The following is a 15,021-nucleotide window of genomic DNA, read 5'->3' as shown; positions in this document are numbered from 1 at the left end:
GATTTTCTTATGGCATGGCTTTATCTCTTGATTGCCGGTATCTTTGAAGTGGTATGGGCCATCGGGATGAAATACACGCAAGGTTTTACCCGGCTTATTCCTTCCTTGATCACCATTGCCGGTATGGTTCTGAGCATTACCTTTCTCTCCTTGGCAACCAAAACACTGCCAATTGGCACCGCCTATGCCGTCTGGACAGGCATCGGAGCATTGGGAGCGATCCTTCTGGGAATGATCTTGTTTAATGAACCCCGTGATCCCGGCCGCCTTCTCTTTCTCAGCCTGATTCTGATCGGCATTATCGGTTTGAAACTGACAACCCGGTAAACAAGATTTAAAAGCATAAACAACGCATGTGGTTGCCAAAGGATATACCGGAACCGTCTCAGGGTTTTTCCCCTGATGATCGCAAGAAGAGACAGTCGGAAACCGTCCGGCCTCGGTAAGAAGGACAAAAACCACGGAAATTAAAAAACGGGAAGACTCAGCTTCCCGTTTTTTACCTGATGGTCAGGTTACAATTCATGATGAATAATAATTGCAATAAAAAGATGCTTTCGCTTATGTTTATCCAATCGCCAGCTGCGCCACACGTCGTCTCTTTTCAATCACTTCCGACTCGGTCAGGTTGGACGTACGCTGGATCTGAAGCTCTCCAAGCCGGGCCCCCTGGGTCGAATCAATCACAGTGATATGAATGATACCGTCGCTGTCGTATTCAAAGATGACTTCCAGAGGTGCGCCTTTGGGGTATTCAGGGAGATCGATCATGCCTTCACCGACGATTTTTACATAATCGAGCTCACTGTACTCTCCTTCGGTGATCTGTAAATGCAATCGCGTCTGATGATCGACCGTGGTGGTATAGTGCCCGCTCACTTTGCAGGGGATCGGCGTATCTTTGCGCAAAACGATGGAGTTGAATTCACGTCCTTCTTCATCGAGCGCCACAACCCCCATGCTGTGCGAATTGACATCCTGCACATTAACCACAGGGAAAACGCTGGTAAGCTGAGGATCGGCCTTTCCTTGTTTCACTTGCAAAATGGCTCCCTGGATCGCCGCTCCCATCGCGACCACTTCGTCGGGGTTGACATCCAGTGACGGTTTTTTACCAGTGACGCGCTCAATCATGGCCGGTACCTGTCTCATGCGGGTCGAACCGCCGACAAGGAGCACTTTATCAATATCCTTCCAATTCAGTTGGGCATCTTCCAGCACAAACTCCATGATTTTTTTCGTTCGGGTGAGAAGATGCGCAGTGATCTCGTCAAATTTTGTCCGGGTCAGCGTCACCGATGTGTTTAACCCGTTGGCGGAGAGGAAGACGTTGGTACGATCCCGCACAGAAAGGGTCTTTTTGGCAATCTCCGCTTTATCCCGGAGATCTTGCTCCAGCATCGGATCTTCCAGAAGATCAATCCCGCCCTGCTTTTTAAACTCCTCATTCAGGTAAGCCATCACGGCGTTGTCCCAATCGAATCCGCCCAAATTTTTGGCTCCACCCGTGGATAGCACACGCAGGCCCTGCGGAGACAGATTCATGATGGTGACGTCAAACGTACCGCCTCCGAGATCATAGACCAGAAGGTTTTGTTCCTGGTTCATTTTGTTCAACCCGTAGGCAAGGGCGGCTGCGGTCGGTTCGTTAATGATGCGCAAAACGTTGAGGCCCGCGATCCGTCCGGCATCCTGCGTCGCTTTCCGCTGCGCGTCGTCAAAATAAGCCGGAACGGTGATCACTGCATCTTCGATCTCTTCATTCAGCAGCGTCTCAGCATCTTCTTTTAGACGGCGCAAGATCATCGCGGAGATTTCTTCCGGAGTAAAATCTTCCTTGTTATCGGTCTGGAACTTCCATGATTTGTCCCCGATCTGCCTTTTGACAAACTGCACGACATTAAAGGGGCTGGCTACAGCCGAGCGCTTTGCGATACTTCCGACGATGACATCGCGGTTATCAAAGAGAACGACTGATGGGGTAATCCGTTCTCCTTCGCGGTTCGTCAATATCTCTGGTTTGCCGTAATTGTTGACTATAGCGATCGCCGAATAAGTTGTTCCCAGGTCGATCCCTACAACTCTTCCCATCTTTTTTCACTCCTTCGTTCACTTCCATGTGAATCAGCCAAAAAAAGAAACCGTGATTAGAAAAAAGATCTTATGTAAGAGAGGCAAAAAGTGGATGATGATCTTGCAATAAATGAAAACGAAAAGATGGGAATCCCATCTCTCGTTTTTAAAAAGGCATATGGCATTTGCGGCTGCTTCTCCCGTCCCGGTTTGAGGGAGAAAAAGCCGCGGGGAACCATTCGCTTTGTTGAATCAGGGATGGTACTTTTTCACTACTACTTCTTCAGGGCGGAGAACCACTTCTTTATATTTAAACCCATGTCGTACCATATGGACAACCAAATTATCTTCTGCCGGATTTTTGGTGGGTATGACTTCGACGACTTGCTGAATGCGCGGATCGAATTTATTCGATGGCGCAACGATCAACTCGACGCCACGCCTGTACAAAATCTCCAATACTTCATGGCTGAGCGTCTGCAAAATATTGACAAGCTCAGGATTTTTCTCCCCCACTTCCAACTTGTCATTATAAATGTTATTCATGCGATCAATCAGCAAAATCAGGTCAATATATAGAGGACGAAGCTGGTTAAGCTCCTGATCCTGTTTCAGCTCTTCCATTTCCTTATACAGCCGGTCGAAAGCCACTTCTTTTGTTTTATCGTAACTCAGGCGATTGGTTACTACCTGAAGCAAAGAGGCAAAATTCTGCTGCAAGGAAGACAGCATGGAAAGAACCTGCTGATGTTGCCTGTCAGGCCTGGTCTCTTTCACCTCTCTGATCGCATTCTCTCGCCTCGCTAAGCCAAAACGGGATTCAGGCAATGAAAGATGGTTGCTCTGTTCAAAGAATCTATGGTTCTCTTTCCTGGGACCCATAGCTTAACCTCCCCGATGTTGTCGATTTTAAATTCAAATTTATATAAAGGCTAAACTATCTGTAAAATATTAAGCCGATAGAAGGAAACCAATCTCCGTGTCACGTTTTCTCTTTTGCCTTATATAATTTTACTAATAACATAAATAATGTCGCAAGTATATGTGCAAAAACATTTGTAATCCAAATATAATATTTACAGATAGGGTTACTCCATTCCAAATAAGAAAGAAAATACGGAAAATAGCCAAAAAGAGGGAATGGGTCGCTACTGCGTAACCTAGGGCAATTATAGACCCTTTCCTACATTTAGACAAGGATTATTTATCTTTAAGGAACCCTTAATTTTACGGCCCTTCTATCTATTCGCTAGGCAGGAAAAAGTTCCTGCACCTGAAAACCGAAAACAAAAAGCCCTTTCAACCAGGGCTTCGATCAGTAAAACTTTCAAAATTGCGTTTAACGGTTATTTTGATCTTCCTCTCCCTGGGCCTGCGAATTTCAGGGAATCTGACAAAGAGCCGGAAGAACCGCTTTTTTTTGACCTTTTGCAATTGATCGGTCAGGCACAACCGGCAATAATGCTTGCCTTCAAATTGAAAAAACTGAATGTATAAGGACTTTGCTCCACAATTTGAACAAGTGCACTTGTCCGCCATCACAGCCCCTCCCCCCGCTCTGGACTCATGAAACAAAAAAGGGTGTAATGATTTATTCTTCAAAAAGAGGAAAAATCCTCCAATCATCCGAATATATTATCATTTTCTTTCTGGCATTCAGATTCCAATAAAAAAAGCAGCCCCGAGGAAAGGCTGCTTTATTCACAACTTATCCACATTTTTCTTCCCGGTTGTGAACAAAATGTGGATAACTTTGTTTAACCTTGTTGTTCACGCATATGCGGGAACAGGAGCACATCGCGGATCGAAGGCTGATTGGTCAACAACATCACCAGGCGGTCAATGCCGATGCCCAGTCCGCCGGTTGGCGGCATCCCGTACTCGAGCGCTTCGAGGAAATCTTCATCCATCGGATGCGCTTCATCATTGCCTGCCGCTTTTTCCTTCACTTGCTGTTCAAACCGCTCACGCTGATCAATCGGGTCATTCAACTCAGAAAAGGCGTTGGCGTGTTCGCGGCCCACGATGAACAATTCAAAGCGGTCCGTAAAGCGCGGGTCTTGTTCGTTCTTTTTCGCCAACGGGGAAATTTCAACCGGGTGACCGTAAACAAAGGTCGGTTGAATCAGTTTGTCTTCAACCTTTTGTTCAAAAAATTCGTTGACGATATGGCCGAATTTCATCGAATCCGTAACGTTCACACCATGTTCCTTGGCCAGGCGATGCGCTTCTTCATCAGTCATTTGCCGGCTGAAATCAACACCTGTGTGCTCCTTGACCAGTTCGACCATCGATTTGCGCGCCCAGCCCGGAGACAGATCCACCTCATGCCCCTGATACTCGATCCGGGTTGTGCCGAGAACTTCTTTGGCCGCGTGGCTGATCAGGTTTTCGGTCAGGTTCATGATATCATGGAAATCGGCATATGCTTCGTACAGTTCCAACATGGTGAACTCCGGATTGTGCCGGGTGGAAATCCCCTCGTTGCGGTAGACGCGACCAATCTCATACACTTTTTCAATCCCGCCGACAATGAGGCGCTTCAGATGAAGTTCGATCGCAATGCGCATGTAGAGGGTCATGTCCAATGCATTGTGATGGGTGATAAACGGACGAGCCGCAGCCCCGCCGGCAATCGGATGCATCGTGGGCGTCTCCACTTCCAGGTAACCTTTTTCATCGAGATAACGACGGATTGAAGAGATGATTTTACTCCGGGCGATAAAGGTATCCTTTACTTCCGGATTCATGATCAGATCGAGATAACGTTTGCGGTACCGAAGCTCCACATCTTTCAGGCCATGGTATTTTTCTGGGAGCGGCAGCAACGATTTGGTGAGAAAGACGACTTCATCCGCCTTGACGCTCAGTTCACCGCGATTCGTTTTAAAAACAACACCCTTGATTCCCAGAAAGTCGCCGAGATCAGCCAGTCCAAACGCTTCGTACTGTTCTTCCCCGACCCGGTCCAGGCGGACGTAGATTTGCACGCGTCCGCTCATATCCTGCAAATGGGCAAAAGAGGCTTTGCCTTGCTGGCGTTTTGCCATCAATCGCCCGGCAATGGAAACCTCGATATTTTTCTCCGCCAGTTCTTCTTTGGATAAAGATTCATACTGACTCAGAATGTCACGGGCGGTTGCCGTTCGTTCAAACTTGTGTCCGAAAGGATCAATTCCCCTCTCTCTGAGGCGATCCAACTTATCCCGGCGCACCTGAAACAGATCGCTGTGTTCTTCATGAGACATGATTCATCACTCCTTCATTTCTTGCCAATCCGGCCTCCTGCATATGTAGAAAAGCGGGCGGCAAAAAAGCCGGGAGCCATCCGCCCGCACTCGACAAAACACAATGCTTACGCCGGTTCTTTTTGTCTTCTCTCTTCTGCCTCAGCAGCAAAATTCAATAAAAGCTGTGCCATTCCATCCCGTGTTTCCTGCTGGTTGACGAGATCTTTGATTTTGGAAGCACCGGGCAGCCCTTTCAGATACCAGGCGGCATGCTTGCGCATTTCCCTGACGGCGATCCGTTCCCCGCGAAGACGAACGAGCCGGTCCATGTGCAACACGGCGATCTCCATCTTCTCTTGCGGCGACGGTTCGGGCAAAAGTTCCCCCGTTTCCAGATAGTGAACCGTACGGTAGAGCATCCAAGGATTCCCCAAAGCACCGCGCCCGATCATCACCCCGTCACAGCCGGTGGTATCCAGCATGCGTTTTGCATCTTCGGGTGTCAATACGTCACCGTTGCCAATGACCGGAATCTTCACTGCTTCTTTCACTTGGCGGATAATATCCCAATTCGCCTTGCCTCTGTACATTTGCTGCCGGGTCCGTCCGTGAACGGCAACTGCTTTGCCGCCGGCGCGCTCCACGGCCTGGGCGTTTTCCACGGCATAGATATGATCCTCATCCCAGCCCATGCGCATTTTCACGGTAACCGGCTTTTTGACGGCTTCCACCACTGCGGAAACCATCTCCTCGATTTTGTTCGGATCGAGAAGCCAGCGTGCCCCGGCATCGCATTTCACGACTTTTGGAACCGGGCAGCCCATATTGATATCAATGATATCCGCATTGGTTTGCTCGTCAACCACTTTGGCTGCTTCGACAAGCGTTTTCTTGTCGCCGCCGAAGATTTGCAAACTGAGCGGTTTTTCCCGTTCGTCGACGAACAGCATCTCTTTTGTCCGCTTGTTGCCGTGCAAAATCGCTTTGTCGCTTACCATTTCCGCACAGACAAGCCCGACTCCAAACTCCTTGGCAATCAGGCGGAAGGCGGGATTGCAGACACCGGCCATCGGAGCCAGCACAACCCTGTTTTTCAGCTCGATATCACCAATCTTCAGCATCGGAAACAACCTCCTTCCATTCCAATAATGCCTTTTCATATGAAACCATTTATATGAACAACTGGCGTTCCGTGAAAAGATCACTGAGCGGCGAAAGCTTTTTGATCTCCTGATCGGGCGGCAAGTGGCTGATCCATTCCTCGAGCGTCTTGTCCGTTCCCGGAATCCGTATATTTCCCGCCACTTCACGCAAAGGAATCAAGACAAAAGCGCGCTCCGTCATTCGCGGATGAGGAATGGTCAATTTATCCGCAGTAATGATTTGCTCATCATAGAGAAGCAGATCAATGTCAATGGTGCGGGGCCCCCAGCGAATCTCGCGGACCCGGTGCAATTTTTTCTCGATGTCCAGCACCCGGGCGAGCAGTGCAAAAGGGGACAGCGCCGTTTTCACTTCGACCACGAGATTGTAGAAATCGGGTTGCCGTGTAAATCCGACCGGGGCCGTTTCATAGACAGAAGAAACGCCGGTAACCAGAATGTCTTCGCTCTGGTGCAGCAGCTCAATCGCTTTTTTCAGCTGGCCCGGACGATCTCCCAGATTGGCTCCCAAACCCAGATAGGCGGTTGTTTGAGGATTCATGCTCTTCTCCTCACGATCTCGACACCGACTGATTGATAGTATCCGGGGATGGGCGGGTCCGGCTTTGTGACACGCACCCGGACCTCGGCGATCGGAAAAACGGAAAGGAGGCTGGCCGCGATCCTCTCTGCCAGCGTTTCGATCAATTTCACTTGTGTTTCCGTCATTTCCTTTTTGACCAATTCGTATACATCCGCGTAATTTACGGTCTTGCTCAGGTCGTCGCTCTCTCCGGCCGCTTTCAGATCAAGCCTCATTTCCAGATCGACGTAAAACCGCTGCCCCAATCTGTTTTCCTCCGGAAATGCCCCATGATAAGCGTAAAAGCACATTCCGTTCAGCAAAATTTTGTCCACGGCTATGCCTCCTTCACGGACGATTCATAGACAAGTGCATCCATCATCCGGCATACCCGCACCATCTGTTTCACATCGTGAACCCGCACGATCTGACATCCTTTGGTAATCCCGAACGCCACGGTCGCCGCCGTCCCTTCCATCCGCTCTTGCGGCGGGAGTCCCAATGTGCGGCCAATCATCGATTTGCGCGAAGTTCCCAACAGGACGGGATACCCCAATTGGACAATGCGGTGCAAATTGCGCATGACAATTAAATTTTCCTCATAATTCTTGGCAAAGCCGATCCCGGGGTCAAGGATGATATTGTGATCTTTTACTCCCGCCTCTTTTGCCAGGCGAACGGACTCGAGCAAATCCCCGCATACCTCTTCGACCAGGGAATGATACCGGGCTTCACGGCGATTGTGCATCAGGATGAGGGGAACATCCAATTCCGCGGCCACGTGCGCCATCTCCGGATCTTTTTTTGCTCCCCAGACATCATTGATGATATGCGCACCCGCCCGGATCGCCTGCCGCGCGACTTCCGCTTTATAGGTGTCAACCGATAGCGGAAGATCAATTTCCTTTGTCAAAACCTCAATCACGGGCAGAACCCGCTCCAGTTCCTCTTCAAGGGAAACCGGTTCCGCTCCCGGCCGGGTGGATTCACCGCCGATGTCGATGATGTCCGCTCCGTCCTGCGCCAACTGCCGGGCATGGCGAACCGCCCGGTCGATCCGGTCATATTTTCCGCCATCGGAGAAAGAGTCGGGTGTCACATTTAATATTCCCATCACCAATGTGCGATTGTGGTAAGAAAGTTGATAAGGTCCAGCTTCAATCACTTGATTCGTCATTTGTTTCGCCCTTCCCGCGCAACTCATCGCTGTCAGTCAGCCATGTCACATATTGATGATAGGCTTCAATCAGGCGTTTCGTCAAAGGAAACTGAAACCACTCCCGCCCTTCCCATTCGGTGACCGGGACAATTTCAAGCAATGAGTTAGCGATAAAGATTTCGTCAGAATCGTACAGAAAAGAGGGAGAAAAGGCACCCTCTTTTACCGGAATGCCGAGCAGCGCTGCCAGGCGCAGGATAAAGCGGCGCGTCACTCCGTTTAAAATCCCGAGATCCAGCGACGGTGTGTACAACACGCCATTTTTCACAAAAAAAAGGTTGCTGACGATTCCTTCTGCCACATAGCCATCGGGAGTGAGCATCAATCCTTCGGTATCCGACAATTGGCCCAGCTCCTGCCTGGCCAGGATGCTGTTCAGATAGTTATTTGTCTTGTACGGCTCCGCTCCCCCGATCGCTTGGCGGGGAACAGATACCGTTTTCATCTTTCTTCCGCGGTTAAAAGGCTCTCCCGGAGAAAAGGGGAGCGGACGCAGCCAGACAAAGCTGTTCGGCTGATCATAGCCGGAACCCAGCCCTGCCCCCGCATTTCCGCCGGTCACCATCAGGCGGACGACTCCCGAGGTATATCCGGTCTCTCTGATCAATGTATCAATCTGGCCCCGCCACTCATCGGGAGAATGCGGAGACTTGATGGCCATTCGCTTCAGCCCGGCCTCCAAACGTTCGAGGTGATCGGCAAACAAAAACAGATGACCATCATAAAGGCGCATCGTTTCAAATGCCCCCACTCCGTACAGCAGGCCGTGATCAAAGACGGAAACCACCGCTTCCTCTTCCCTAACGAGCCGTCCGTTCATCATGATCGTTCCCATGGGATTCCCCTTCCATTCCCGCTTGAGGAAATCAATTCTGTTTGACATAGGTTTGCAGGAAGTTGGCCAAAAGCGTTTTTCCATGTTCACTCAAAATCGCTTCAGGGTGAAATTGCACACCCTCCACCGGCAAAAAGCGGTGTCGTATTCCCATGATTTCACCTTCCGCCGTTTTCGCGCTGACAACCAGCTCTTCAGGCAACCGATCCGGATTGACGATCAGGGAATGGTAGCGGGTCATCGTCACAGGGGAAGGAAGCCCGCTGAAAATGGTTTCTCCGTCATGGAGCACCTCGGAAGTTTTTCCGTGCATAAGACGTCCCGCCCGGATCACTTCCCCGCCAAATGCCTCGGCGATCGTCTGATGTCCGAGACATACGCCCAGGATCGGAATTTTCCCGGACAGGTGCTTGACCACATCAAGGCAAATCCCTGCTTCCCGCGGCGTTCCCGGCCCCGGCGACAGCACAATCGCCTGCGGGTTCTCCTTTTCTATTCCATCAACGGTGAGCTCATCATTGCGCACCACTGTCAAATTCTCACCCAGTTCTCCAAGATATTGAACCAAGTTGTACGTAAACGAATCATAGTTGTCAATCATGAGAATCATCTTTTCTCTTCTCCTCTCACCTGATCTTATCTAAGCTCTTCTAATCACATTATTTTAACACATGCATAATCAATCTTCATCTGTCATTCTCTCTTCAAGCCAAAAAAGCCATCCCGGAAAAAGGGACAGCTTGGAACAGGTCATGATTCGATTAATCAAACTGGTACAACGGCGTGGTCAGATACCGTTCACCGTTGCTCGGAGAAACGGTAACCACTTTCTTGCCGACACCCAGGCGACGGGCTACTTTAACCGCAGCGGCCACAGCAGCTCCCGAGGAAATGCCGACAAGAATTCCTTCCTCGCGGGCCACACGGCGCGCCCAGTCAAACGCTTCCTCGTTCCCGATCTGGATCACTTCATCGTAAATTTGCGTATCCAAAATTTCCGGTACAAATCCCGCACCGATTCCCTGGATTTTATGAGGCCCCGGTTTGCCGCCGGATAATACGGGAGAATGAACCGGTTCAACCGCAATCACTTGAATATGGGGAAATTTCTCTTTTAACCGTTTCCCGACACCGGTAATCGTGCCGCCTGTTCCCACACCGGCCACAAAAGCGTCAAAGTCGCCGCCTGTTTGTTCGATGATTTCCACCGCAGTGGTTTCATAATGAATCTTGACGTTATCCTGATTGCTGAATTGCTGAGGCATATAGGCATTGGGGTTTTCGCGCGCAATTTCTTCCGCTTTGGCGATCGCTCCCTTCATTCCTTCGGCACCGGGGGTCAGCACCAATTCGGCCCCATATGCTTTCAACAGATTGCGACGCTCCATGCTCATGGTATCCGGCATGACCAGAAGGGCGCGGTAACCTTTGGCAGCAGCCACCATCGCCAGTCCGATTCCGGTATTTCCGCTGGTCGGTTCCACAATCGTATCGCCCGGCTTTAGTTCGCCCCTTTTTTCTGCTCCTTCTATCATGCTCAAAGCAATCCGGTCCTTGACACTTCCTCCGGGATTGAAAAACTCCAACTTGAGAAACACATCAGCATCCGATTTCCCGACTACGCGGTTCAGTTTCACCAATGGCGTCTGCCCGATCAAATCCAAAACGTTGTTGACCACTCGCATCGCGAACCCCTCCTAATCCGATTTAGTTGATCAGAATTAAACCCTAGTATAGCGAATCATAGGACCATGGATCAATCCATTTTTCTCATTTTGAGGGCTGCTTGGCGGGAATTTCGGGCTGATCCATGCACCCGCGAAGCCAACGGTTTTCCCTTCTGCTGAATGAAGAAGGAGGGCTGTTCTGCCGGTTGACAAAATCCCGAACAGGAATCCGCCGGGCCACAGGGCTTTACTCTGCTCCCGGCTCCTTCATCGCAAAGGTCGCTGAAAAAAAAGCACCCATTCGCTTCTGTTTAAAGCTTGTCAAAAGCCTTTACCGGTCAAAAGAGGAAATCAGCTTTTCCAGATCACCGGCACTGAATAGATATTTTTCGTTGCAGAAGTGGCAAATCACCTCTGCTTGCCCCAATTCACGCAAAATGGATTCCAGTTCCTCTCTGCCCAGCGCTTTCAGCATCGCTTCCGTTTTGGTGCGGGAACAATTGCAGGCAAACTGCACCGGCTCCCGATGCAGGATCTCCAAATCATTCCCCATCAGGAAAGCGAGCAATTTCTCAGGGGTTTCCCCTTCTTTCAATCGCTCCGTAATCGACTTGAGCTCGGAAATTCGCTGTTCCAGCCGGCTGATCGTTTCATCATCGGCGCCCGGCAATACCTGAATCATATAACCACCGGATACGAGGATTTTCTCCTTCTGCACCAGGACTCCCAGCCCGACGGAAGAGGGGATCTGCTCCGATACGGTCAAATAATAAGTAAAGTCTTCGGCCAATTCCCCGGAGATGATCGGCGAAGTTCCGCGATAGGGTTCCTTTAGCCCCAGGTCTTTGATGACATAAATGCTCCCTTTTCCCACGGCGGAAGCTACATCCAATTTATAGTCCTGATTGCCTTCCACGGCCGGGTTATCCACATAGCCGCGAACTTCCCCTCTCCCGTTCGCGTCCGCCACGATCTGCCCGATCGGTCCGTCTCCCTGCACCTGAAGGGTTACCTTATGTTTTTCTTCCTTAAGCGTCAATCCCATCAAAGCTCCCATGGTAGCCGTTCTTCCCAAAGCCGCGCTGACCACGGGCAATGTCTGATGACGACGCTGCAATTCTTGCACCAACTCCGTCGTGAGGGCAGCAAACCCACGCACCTGCCCGTTCGCTGAGATGGCTCGAATCGCATAATCACCCATGTTGGTTTCCTCCTTCAATCCTTGACGACAGTAACTGAATCCTGCAGTTTGGCAGAGTCTTACTTTTGATTTCGTTCATAAATGAGTTTCAGCCCTTCCAGAGTCAGGTGGGGGTTCACGATATCGATTGTTTTAGTATCTCCGCAGATGAGTTGGGCCAATCCGCCGGTCGCCACTACTTTGGGGCGCTTTTTCAACAGGGCTTTCATCCGTGTCACAATTTCATCGACAACCCCCACATAGCCGTAATAAATGCCTGCCTGCACCGCGTGTACGGTATTCCGGCCGACGACTGAATCCGGCTTGACAATTTCCACCCGCGTCAGCTTGGCCGCTCTTTGGTATAAAGCTTCAGCGGAAATGTTTACCCCAGGGGTAATCGCTCCGCCAACATAATGCCCCTCTTCATCGATGAAGCAAAAAGTGGTAGCCGTGCCGAAGTCCACGATGATGAGCGGCGCCCCGTAGAGTTCCAGTGCGGCTACGGCATTGGCAATACGGTCGGCCCCCACTTCTCTCGGATTGTCATATTTGATGTTCAGTCCGGTTTTTACCCCGGGCCCGAGAATCAAAGGCGTCTGATTCATGTATTTTTGTGTCAGCCGCGTCAAGACGATGGTGAGCGGAGGAACAACCGAGGAGATGATGACACCGCCGATCTCATTTAACGACAATCCTTCGTGGCTTAACAAATTTTTCAGCAACACCCCGTACTCATCTTCGGTGGCATTGCGATCGGTTTGCAGACGCCAGTGATGGAGAAGATGATCTTTATGGTAAACCCCTAACACGATATTGGTATTTCCCACATCCATCACTAATAAAAGTTGATCGATTTTCTTCATTTTTGACACCCGCTTTTGGTATAATCACCTACATCTTAGCAATCTCCGGTTTATTGGACAATGGCATCGGGAGCTCACCAAAGCAACCCGGCAGAGTCGTGGAGGCCATCAATCCGGTGAAACAGGCCCCACGACTGTACATGCAAAGACAGGATCATAGAAAAAAGAGGCGTTTTCCCGCCTCTTTTCCCGTTAAACCGTTCGGTTTCCGTCCGGATTGGTTGAATCCGAATCATTGTGGACAATCGAATTTTTATCCGGCTCTTCATCCAACTCGTTCAATGCGGATGCTCCGTTGGTATAGGAGGTATCACCGGAATTCTTTGTTTCATGGGAGACGCTGCTCTCGTCCTTCTCTTTTTCCTCTTTCCCCTGGATCGTCACCTTCACGTCATCATCATCCAACTTCCCGTTTTCGAGAAGCTGCTTAATTTGTTCTTCATCCAAGGTTTCACGAACAAGAAGCGTTTGCGCAAGCAATTCCAGTTTATCGCGATGTTCGATGATCAGGTTTTTGGCGCGATTGTAGCATTTGCGAATCATCTCTTGCATTTCCATGTCGATTTCATATGCCACTTTATCGCTGTAGTTTTGCTCATGACCGAGGTCACGGCCCAGGAATACCTGACCTTGGGAACGCCCGAAAATCATCGTCGCCAGCTTGTCGCTCATCCCGTATTCGGTAATCATCGCACGAACGATGCTGGTTGCTTTCTCGAAGTCATTGCTTGCTCCCGTGCTGATCTCCCCGAAGAAAACCTCTTCGGCCACGCGACCGCCCAACAAACCGGTAACCCGATCGAGAAGTTCGCCTTTGGTTGCCAGGTAGCGATCCTCTTTGGGCAACATCATCGCATAACCCCCGGCCTGACCGCGGGGAACAATGGTTACTTTGTGAACGATATCCGCATTCTCCAGGTAGTAGCCGCAGATTACGTGGCCGGCTTCGTGATATGCCACAATCTTGCGTTCTTTTTCACTGATGACGCGGCTTTTCTTCTGCGGGCCGGCGATTACCCGGTCAACCGCTTCGTCGATTTCTTCCATGGTGATTTTCTTCTTGTTGTTGCGTGCTGCCAGCAATGCCGCCTCATTGAGCAGGTTTTCCAGATCTGCTCCGGAAAAACCGGTCGTCCTCTGTGCAATCACGCTCAATTTAACACTGTCCGCCAGCGGTTTGTTGCGGGCGTGCACTTTCAATACCGCTTCCCGGCCTTTCACATCCGGACGGTTGACCAAAATCTGACGGTCAAAACGTCCCGGACGCAACAGCGCCGGATCGAGGATATCGGGACGGTTGGTTGCGGCCATGATAATAATTCCCGCATTGACGTCAAATCCATCCATTTCCACCAACAGCTGGTTGAGCGTCTGCTCGCGTTCATCGTGACCTCCGCCCAGGCCGGCACCGCGCTGACGACCAACGGCATCGATCTCATCTATAAAAATAATGCAAGGAGCATTTTTCTTCGCTTGTTCAAACAAGTCGCGTACACGGGAAGCTCCCACCCCGACAAACATTTCGACAAAATCGGAACCGCTGATCGAGAAAAACGGGACTTTTGCTTCACCGGCAACCGCTCGCGCAAGCAAAGTTTTCCCCGTACCAGGCGGACCGACGAGCAGTACCCCTTTGGGAATGCGCGCGCCCATTTGCGCATAACGGCGGTTATCCCGCAAGAAATCCACAATTTCAACAAGTTCAGCTTTCTCTTCATCTGCCCCTGCCACATCATCAAAGGTTACCCGCTTCTTCTCATCATTGTACAGTTTCGCCTTGCTCTTGCCGAAGTTCATGACACGGCTGCCGCCGCCTTGAGCTTGGTTTAACATGAAAAAGATAAGAAGTAGGATGATGACCGAGGGAATGATGGATGTAATGAAGCTGAGCCATACGGATTCACCCTTCGTCGGCTCCACTTTCATCCGAACATTGGCCTTTTGCAAATCCTGAATGACCGTGCTGCCATCACCGGCAGGTGCAGTGGTGACAAAGCTTTTCTTGGGGTCATTTGTGAACTTGCCGGTAATATGGTAAGTTCCTTTATCCAACTGGATCGAAATGTCGTTCACTTGCTTGTGAAGGAGCATCTGCCTGTATTGAGAATAATCCAAAGTTGTCGTATCCGTGCTCGGGTTTGCGATCATATTCACAACCCCGATGGTTACTAGGATGAGGATAATATATAATACTCCGTTCCTGAGGAAGAAGTTTTTCATCCCTGG

The 15,021-nt window shown here is 50.2% G+C and carries 14 protein-coding genes; 1 reads left to right on the top strand and 13 read right to left on the bottom strand.

Features of this window, described 5'->3' with window-relative positions; genetic code table 11:
• The first annotated feature begins 9 nt into the window (after positions 1-9).
• On the top strand, positions 10-327 hold the full coding sequence (sugE, locus tag I8U19_RS11860; protein WP_033100670.1) for a quaternary ammonium compound efflux SMR transporter SugE: 318 nt from the start codon (positions 10-12) through the stop codon (positions 325-327).
• Between the two features lie 240 nt (positions 328-567).
• Here sugE and I8U19_RS11855 read toward each other — a convergent pair whose 3' ends face one another.
• The 13 genes from I8U19_RS11855 to ftsH form a co-directional block, all read right to left on the bottom strand.
• Positions 568-2,091: an Hsp70 family protein gene (locus I8U19_RS11855; RefSeq protein WP_033100671.1), complete on the bottom strand. Its 1,524-nt coding sequence runs from the start codon at positions 2,089-2,091 to the stop codon at positions 568-570.
• Positions 2,092-2,325: 234 nt separating this feature from the next.
• Positions 2,326-2,955 carry a nucleotide exchange factor GrpE gene (locus I8U19_RS11850; RefSeq protein WP_033100672.1) on the bottom strand — a complete coding sequence of 210 codons (630 nt, stop codon included), beginning with the start codon at positions 2,953-2,955 and terminating at the stop codon, positions 2,326-2,328.
• 875 nt (positions 2,956-3,830) lie between these two features.
• Positions 3,831-5,321 carry a lysine--tRNA ligase gene (gene lysS / locus I8U19_RS11845; RefSeq protein WP_033100674.1) on the bottom strand — a complete coding sequence of 497 codons (1,491 nt, stop codon included), beginning with the start codon at positions 5,319-5,321 and terminating at the stop codon, positions 3,831-3,833.
• Positions 5,322-5,428: 107 nt separating this feature from the next.
• A complete protein-coding gene (dusB, locus tag I8U19_RS11840; RefSeq protein ID WP_033100675.1) occupies positions 5,429-6,424 on the bottom strand; it encodes a tRNA dihydrouridine synthase DusB in 996 nt (331 codons plus the stop codon).
• A gap of 49 nt (positions 6,425-6,473) precedes the next feature.
• Positions 6,474-7,007, bottom strand: coding sequence for a 2-amino-4-hydroxy-6-hydroxymethyldihydropteridine diphosphokinase (gene folK / locus I8U19_RS11835; protein ID WP_033100676.1), 534 nt, complete (start codon positions 7,005-7,007; stop codon positions 6,474-6,476).
• On the bottom strand, positions 7,004-7,363 hold the full coding sequence (gene folB / locus I8U19_RS11830) for a dihydroneopterin aldolase (RefSeq protein WP_198055995.1): 360 nt from the start codon (positions 7,361-7,363) through the stop codon (positions 7,004-7,006). The genes folK and folB overlap by 4 nt, the downstream gene beginning before the upstream one ends.
• Before the next feature lie 2 nt (positions 7,364-7,365).
• Positions 7,366-8,205: a dihydropteroate synthase gene (gene folP / locus I8U19_RS11825; RefSeq protein ID WP_033100678.1), complete on the bottom strand. Its 840-nt coding sequence runs from the start codon at positions 8,203-8,205 to the stop codon at positions 7,366-7,368.
• The gene (locus I8U19_RS11820; RefSeq protein WP_232330955.1) at positions 8,186-9,082 is read right to left on the bottom strand and encodes an aminotransferase class IV; all 897 of its coding nucleotides are present in this window, start codon (positions 9,080-9,082) and stop codon (positions 8,186-8,188) included. Before I8U19_RS11820 ends, folP begins: the two co-directional genes overlap by 20 nt.
• A 31-nt stretch (positions 9,083-9,113) precedes the next feature.
• On the bottom strand, positions 9,114-9,692 hold the full coding sequence (locus tag I8U19_RS11815; protein WP_198055994.1) for an anthranilate synthase component II: 579 nt from the start codon (positions 9,690-9,692) through the stop codon (positions 9,114-9,116).
• A 151-nt stretch (positions 9,693-9,843) separates the two neighbouring features.
• Positions 9,844-10,767 (bottom strand): cysteine synthase A, encoded by a 924-nt coding sequence (gene cysK, locus I8U19_RS11810; protein WP_033100680.1) that lies wholly within the window; start codon positions 10,765-10,767, stop codon positions 9,844-9,846.
• 313 nt (positions 10,768-11,080) lie between these two features.
• Positions 11,081-11,950, bottom strand: a complete 870-nt coding sequence (hslO, locus tag I8U19_RS11805) for an Hsp33 family molecular chaperone HslO (RefSeq protein ID WP_052154125.1) — start codon at positions 11,948-11,950, stop codon at positions 11,081-11,083.
• Between the two features lie 59 nt (positions 11,951-12,009).
• Positions 12,010-12,795 (bottom strand): type III pantothenate kinase, encoded by a 786-nt coding sequence (locus I8U19_RS11800; RefSeq protein WP_033100682.1) that lies wholly within the window; start codon positions 12,793-12,795, stop codon positions 12,010-12,012.
• A gap of 192 nt (positions 12,796-12,987) precedes the next feature.
• The gene (ftsH, locus tag I8U19_RS11795) at positions 12,988-15,015 is read right to left on the bottom strand and encodes an ATP-dependent zinc metalloprotease FtsH (RefSeq protein WP_198055993.1); all 2,028 of its coding nucleotides are present in this window, start codon (positions 15,013-15,015) and stop codon (positions 12,988-12,990) included.
• Positions 15,016-15,021 lie beyond the last annotated feature (6 nt).

The sequence above is a fragment of the Thermoactinomyces sp. CICC 10523 genome (genome assembly GCF_016055105.1).
Classification (GTDB): domain Bacteria; phylum Bacillota; class Bacilli; order Thermoactinomycetales; family Thermoactinomycetaceae; genus Thermoactinomyces_A; species Thermoactinomyces_A daqus.
This window is presented reverse-complemented; position numbering and strand designations above follow the sequence as displayed.

Excerpts from the sequence above, each read along its gene's own strand:
- folK (WP_033100676.1), bottom strand. The coding sequence starts at position 7,007 with ATGAATCCTCAAACAACCGCCTATCTGGGTTTGGGAGCCAATCTGGGA.
- I8U19_RS11800 (WP_033100682.1), bottom strand. The coding sequence starts at position 12,795 with ATGAAGAAAATCGATCAACTTTTATTAGTGATGGATGTGGGAAATACC.
- cysK (WP_033100680.1), bottom strand. The coding sequence starts at position 10,767 with ATGCGAGTGGTCAACAACGTTTTGGATTTGATCGGGCAGACGCCATTG.
- hslO (WP_052154125.1), bottom strand. The coding sequence starts at position 11,950 with ATGGGTGATTATGCGATTCGAGCCATCTCAGCGAACGGGCAGGTGCGT.
- I8U19_RS11850 (WP_033100672.1), bottom strand. The coding sequence starts at position 2,955 with ATGGGTCCCAGGAAAGAGAACCATAGATTCTTTGAACAGAGCAACCAT.
- folP (WP_033100678.1), bottom strand. The coding sequence starts at position 8,205 with ATGACGAATCAAGTGATTGAAGCTGGACCTTATCAACTTTCTTACCAC.
- I8U19_RS11855 (WP_033100671.1), bottom strand. The coding sequence starts at position 2,091 with ATGGGAAGAGTTGTAGGGATCGACCTGGGAACAACTTATTCGGCGATC.
- I8U19_RS11815 (WP_198055994.1), bottom strand. The coding sequence starts at position 9,692 with ATGATTCTCATGATTGACAACTATGATTCGTTTACGTACAACTTGGTT.
- I8U19_RS11820 (WP_232330955.1), bottom strand. The coding sequence starts at position 9,082 with ATGGGAACGATCATGATGAACGGACGGCTCGTTAGGGAAGAGGAAGCG.
- lysS (WP_033100674.1), bottom strand. The coding sequence starts at position 5,321 with ATGTCTCATGAAGAACACAGCGATCTGTTTCAGGTGCGCCGGGATAAG.
- dusB (WP_033100675.1), bottom strand. The coding sequence starts at position 6,424 with ATGCTGAAGATTGGTGATATCGAGCTGAAAAACAGGGTTGTGCTGGCT.
- ftsH (WP_198055993.1), bottom strand. The coding sequence starts at position 15,015 with ATGAAAAACTTCTTCCTCAGGAACGGAGTATTATATATTATCCTCATC.
- sugE (WP_033100670.1), top strand. The coding sequence starts at position 10 with ATGGCATGGCTTTATCTCTTGATTGCCGGTATCTTTGAAGTGGTATGG.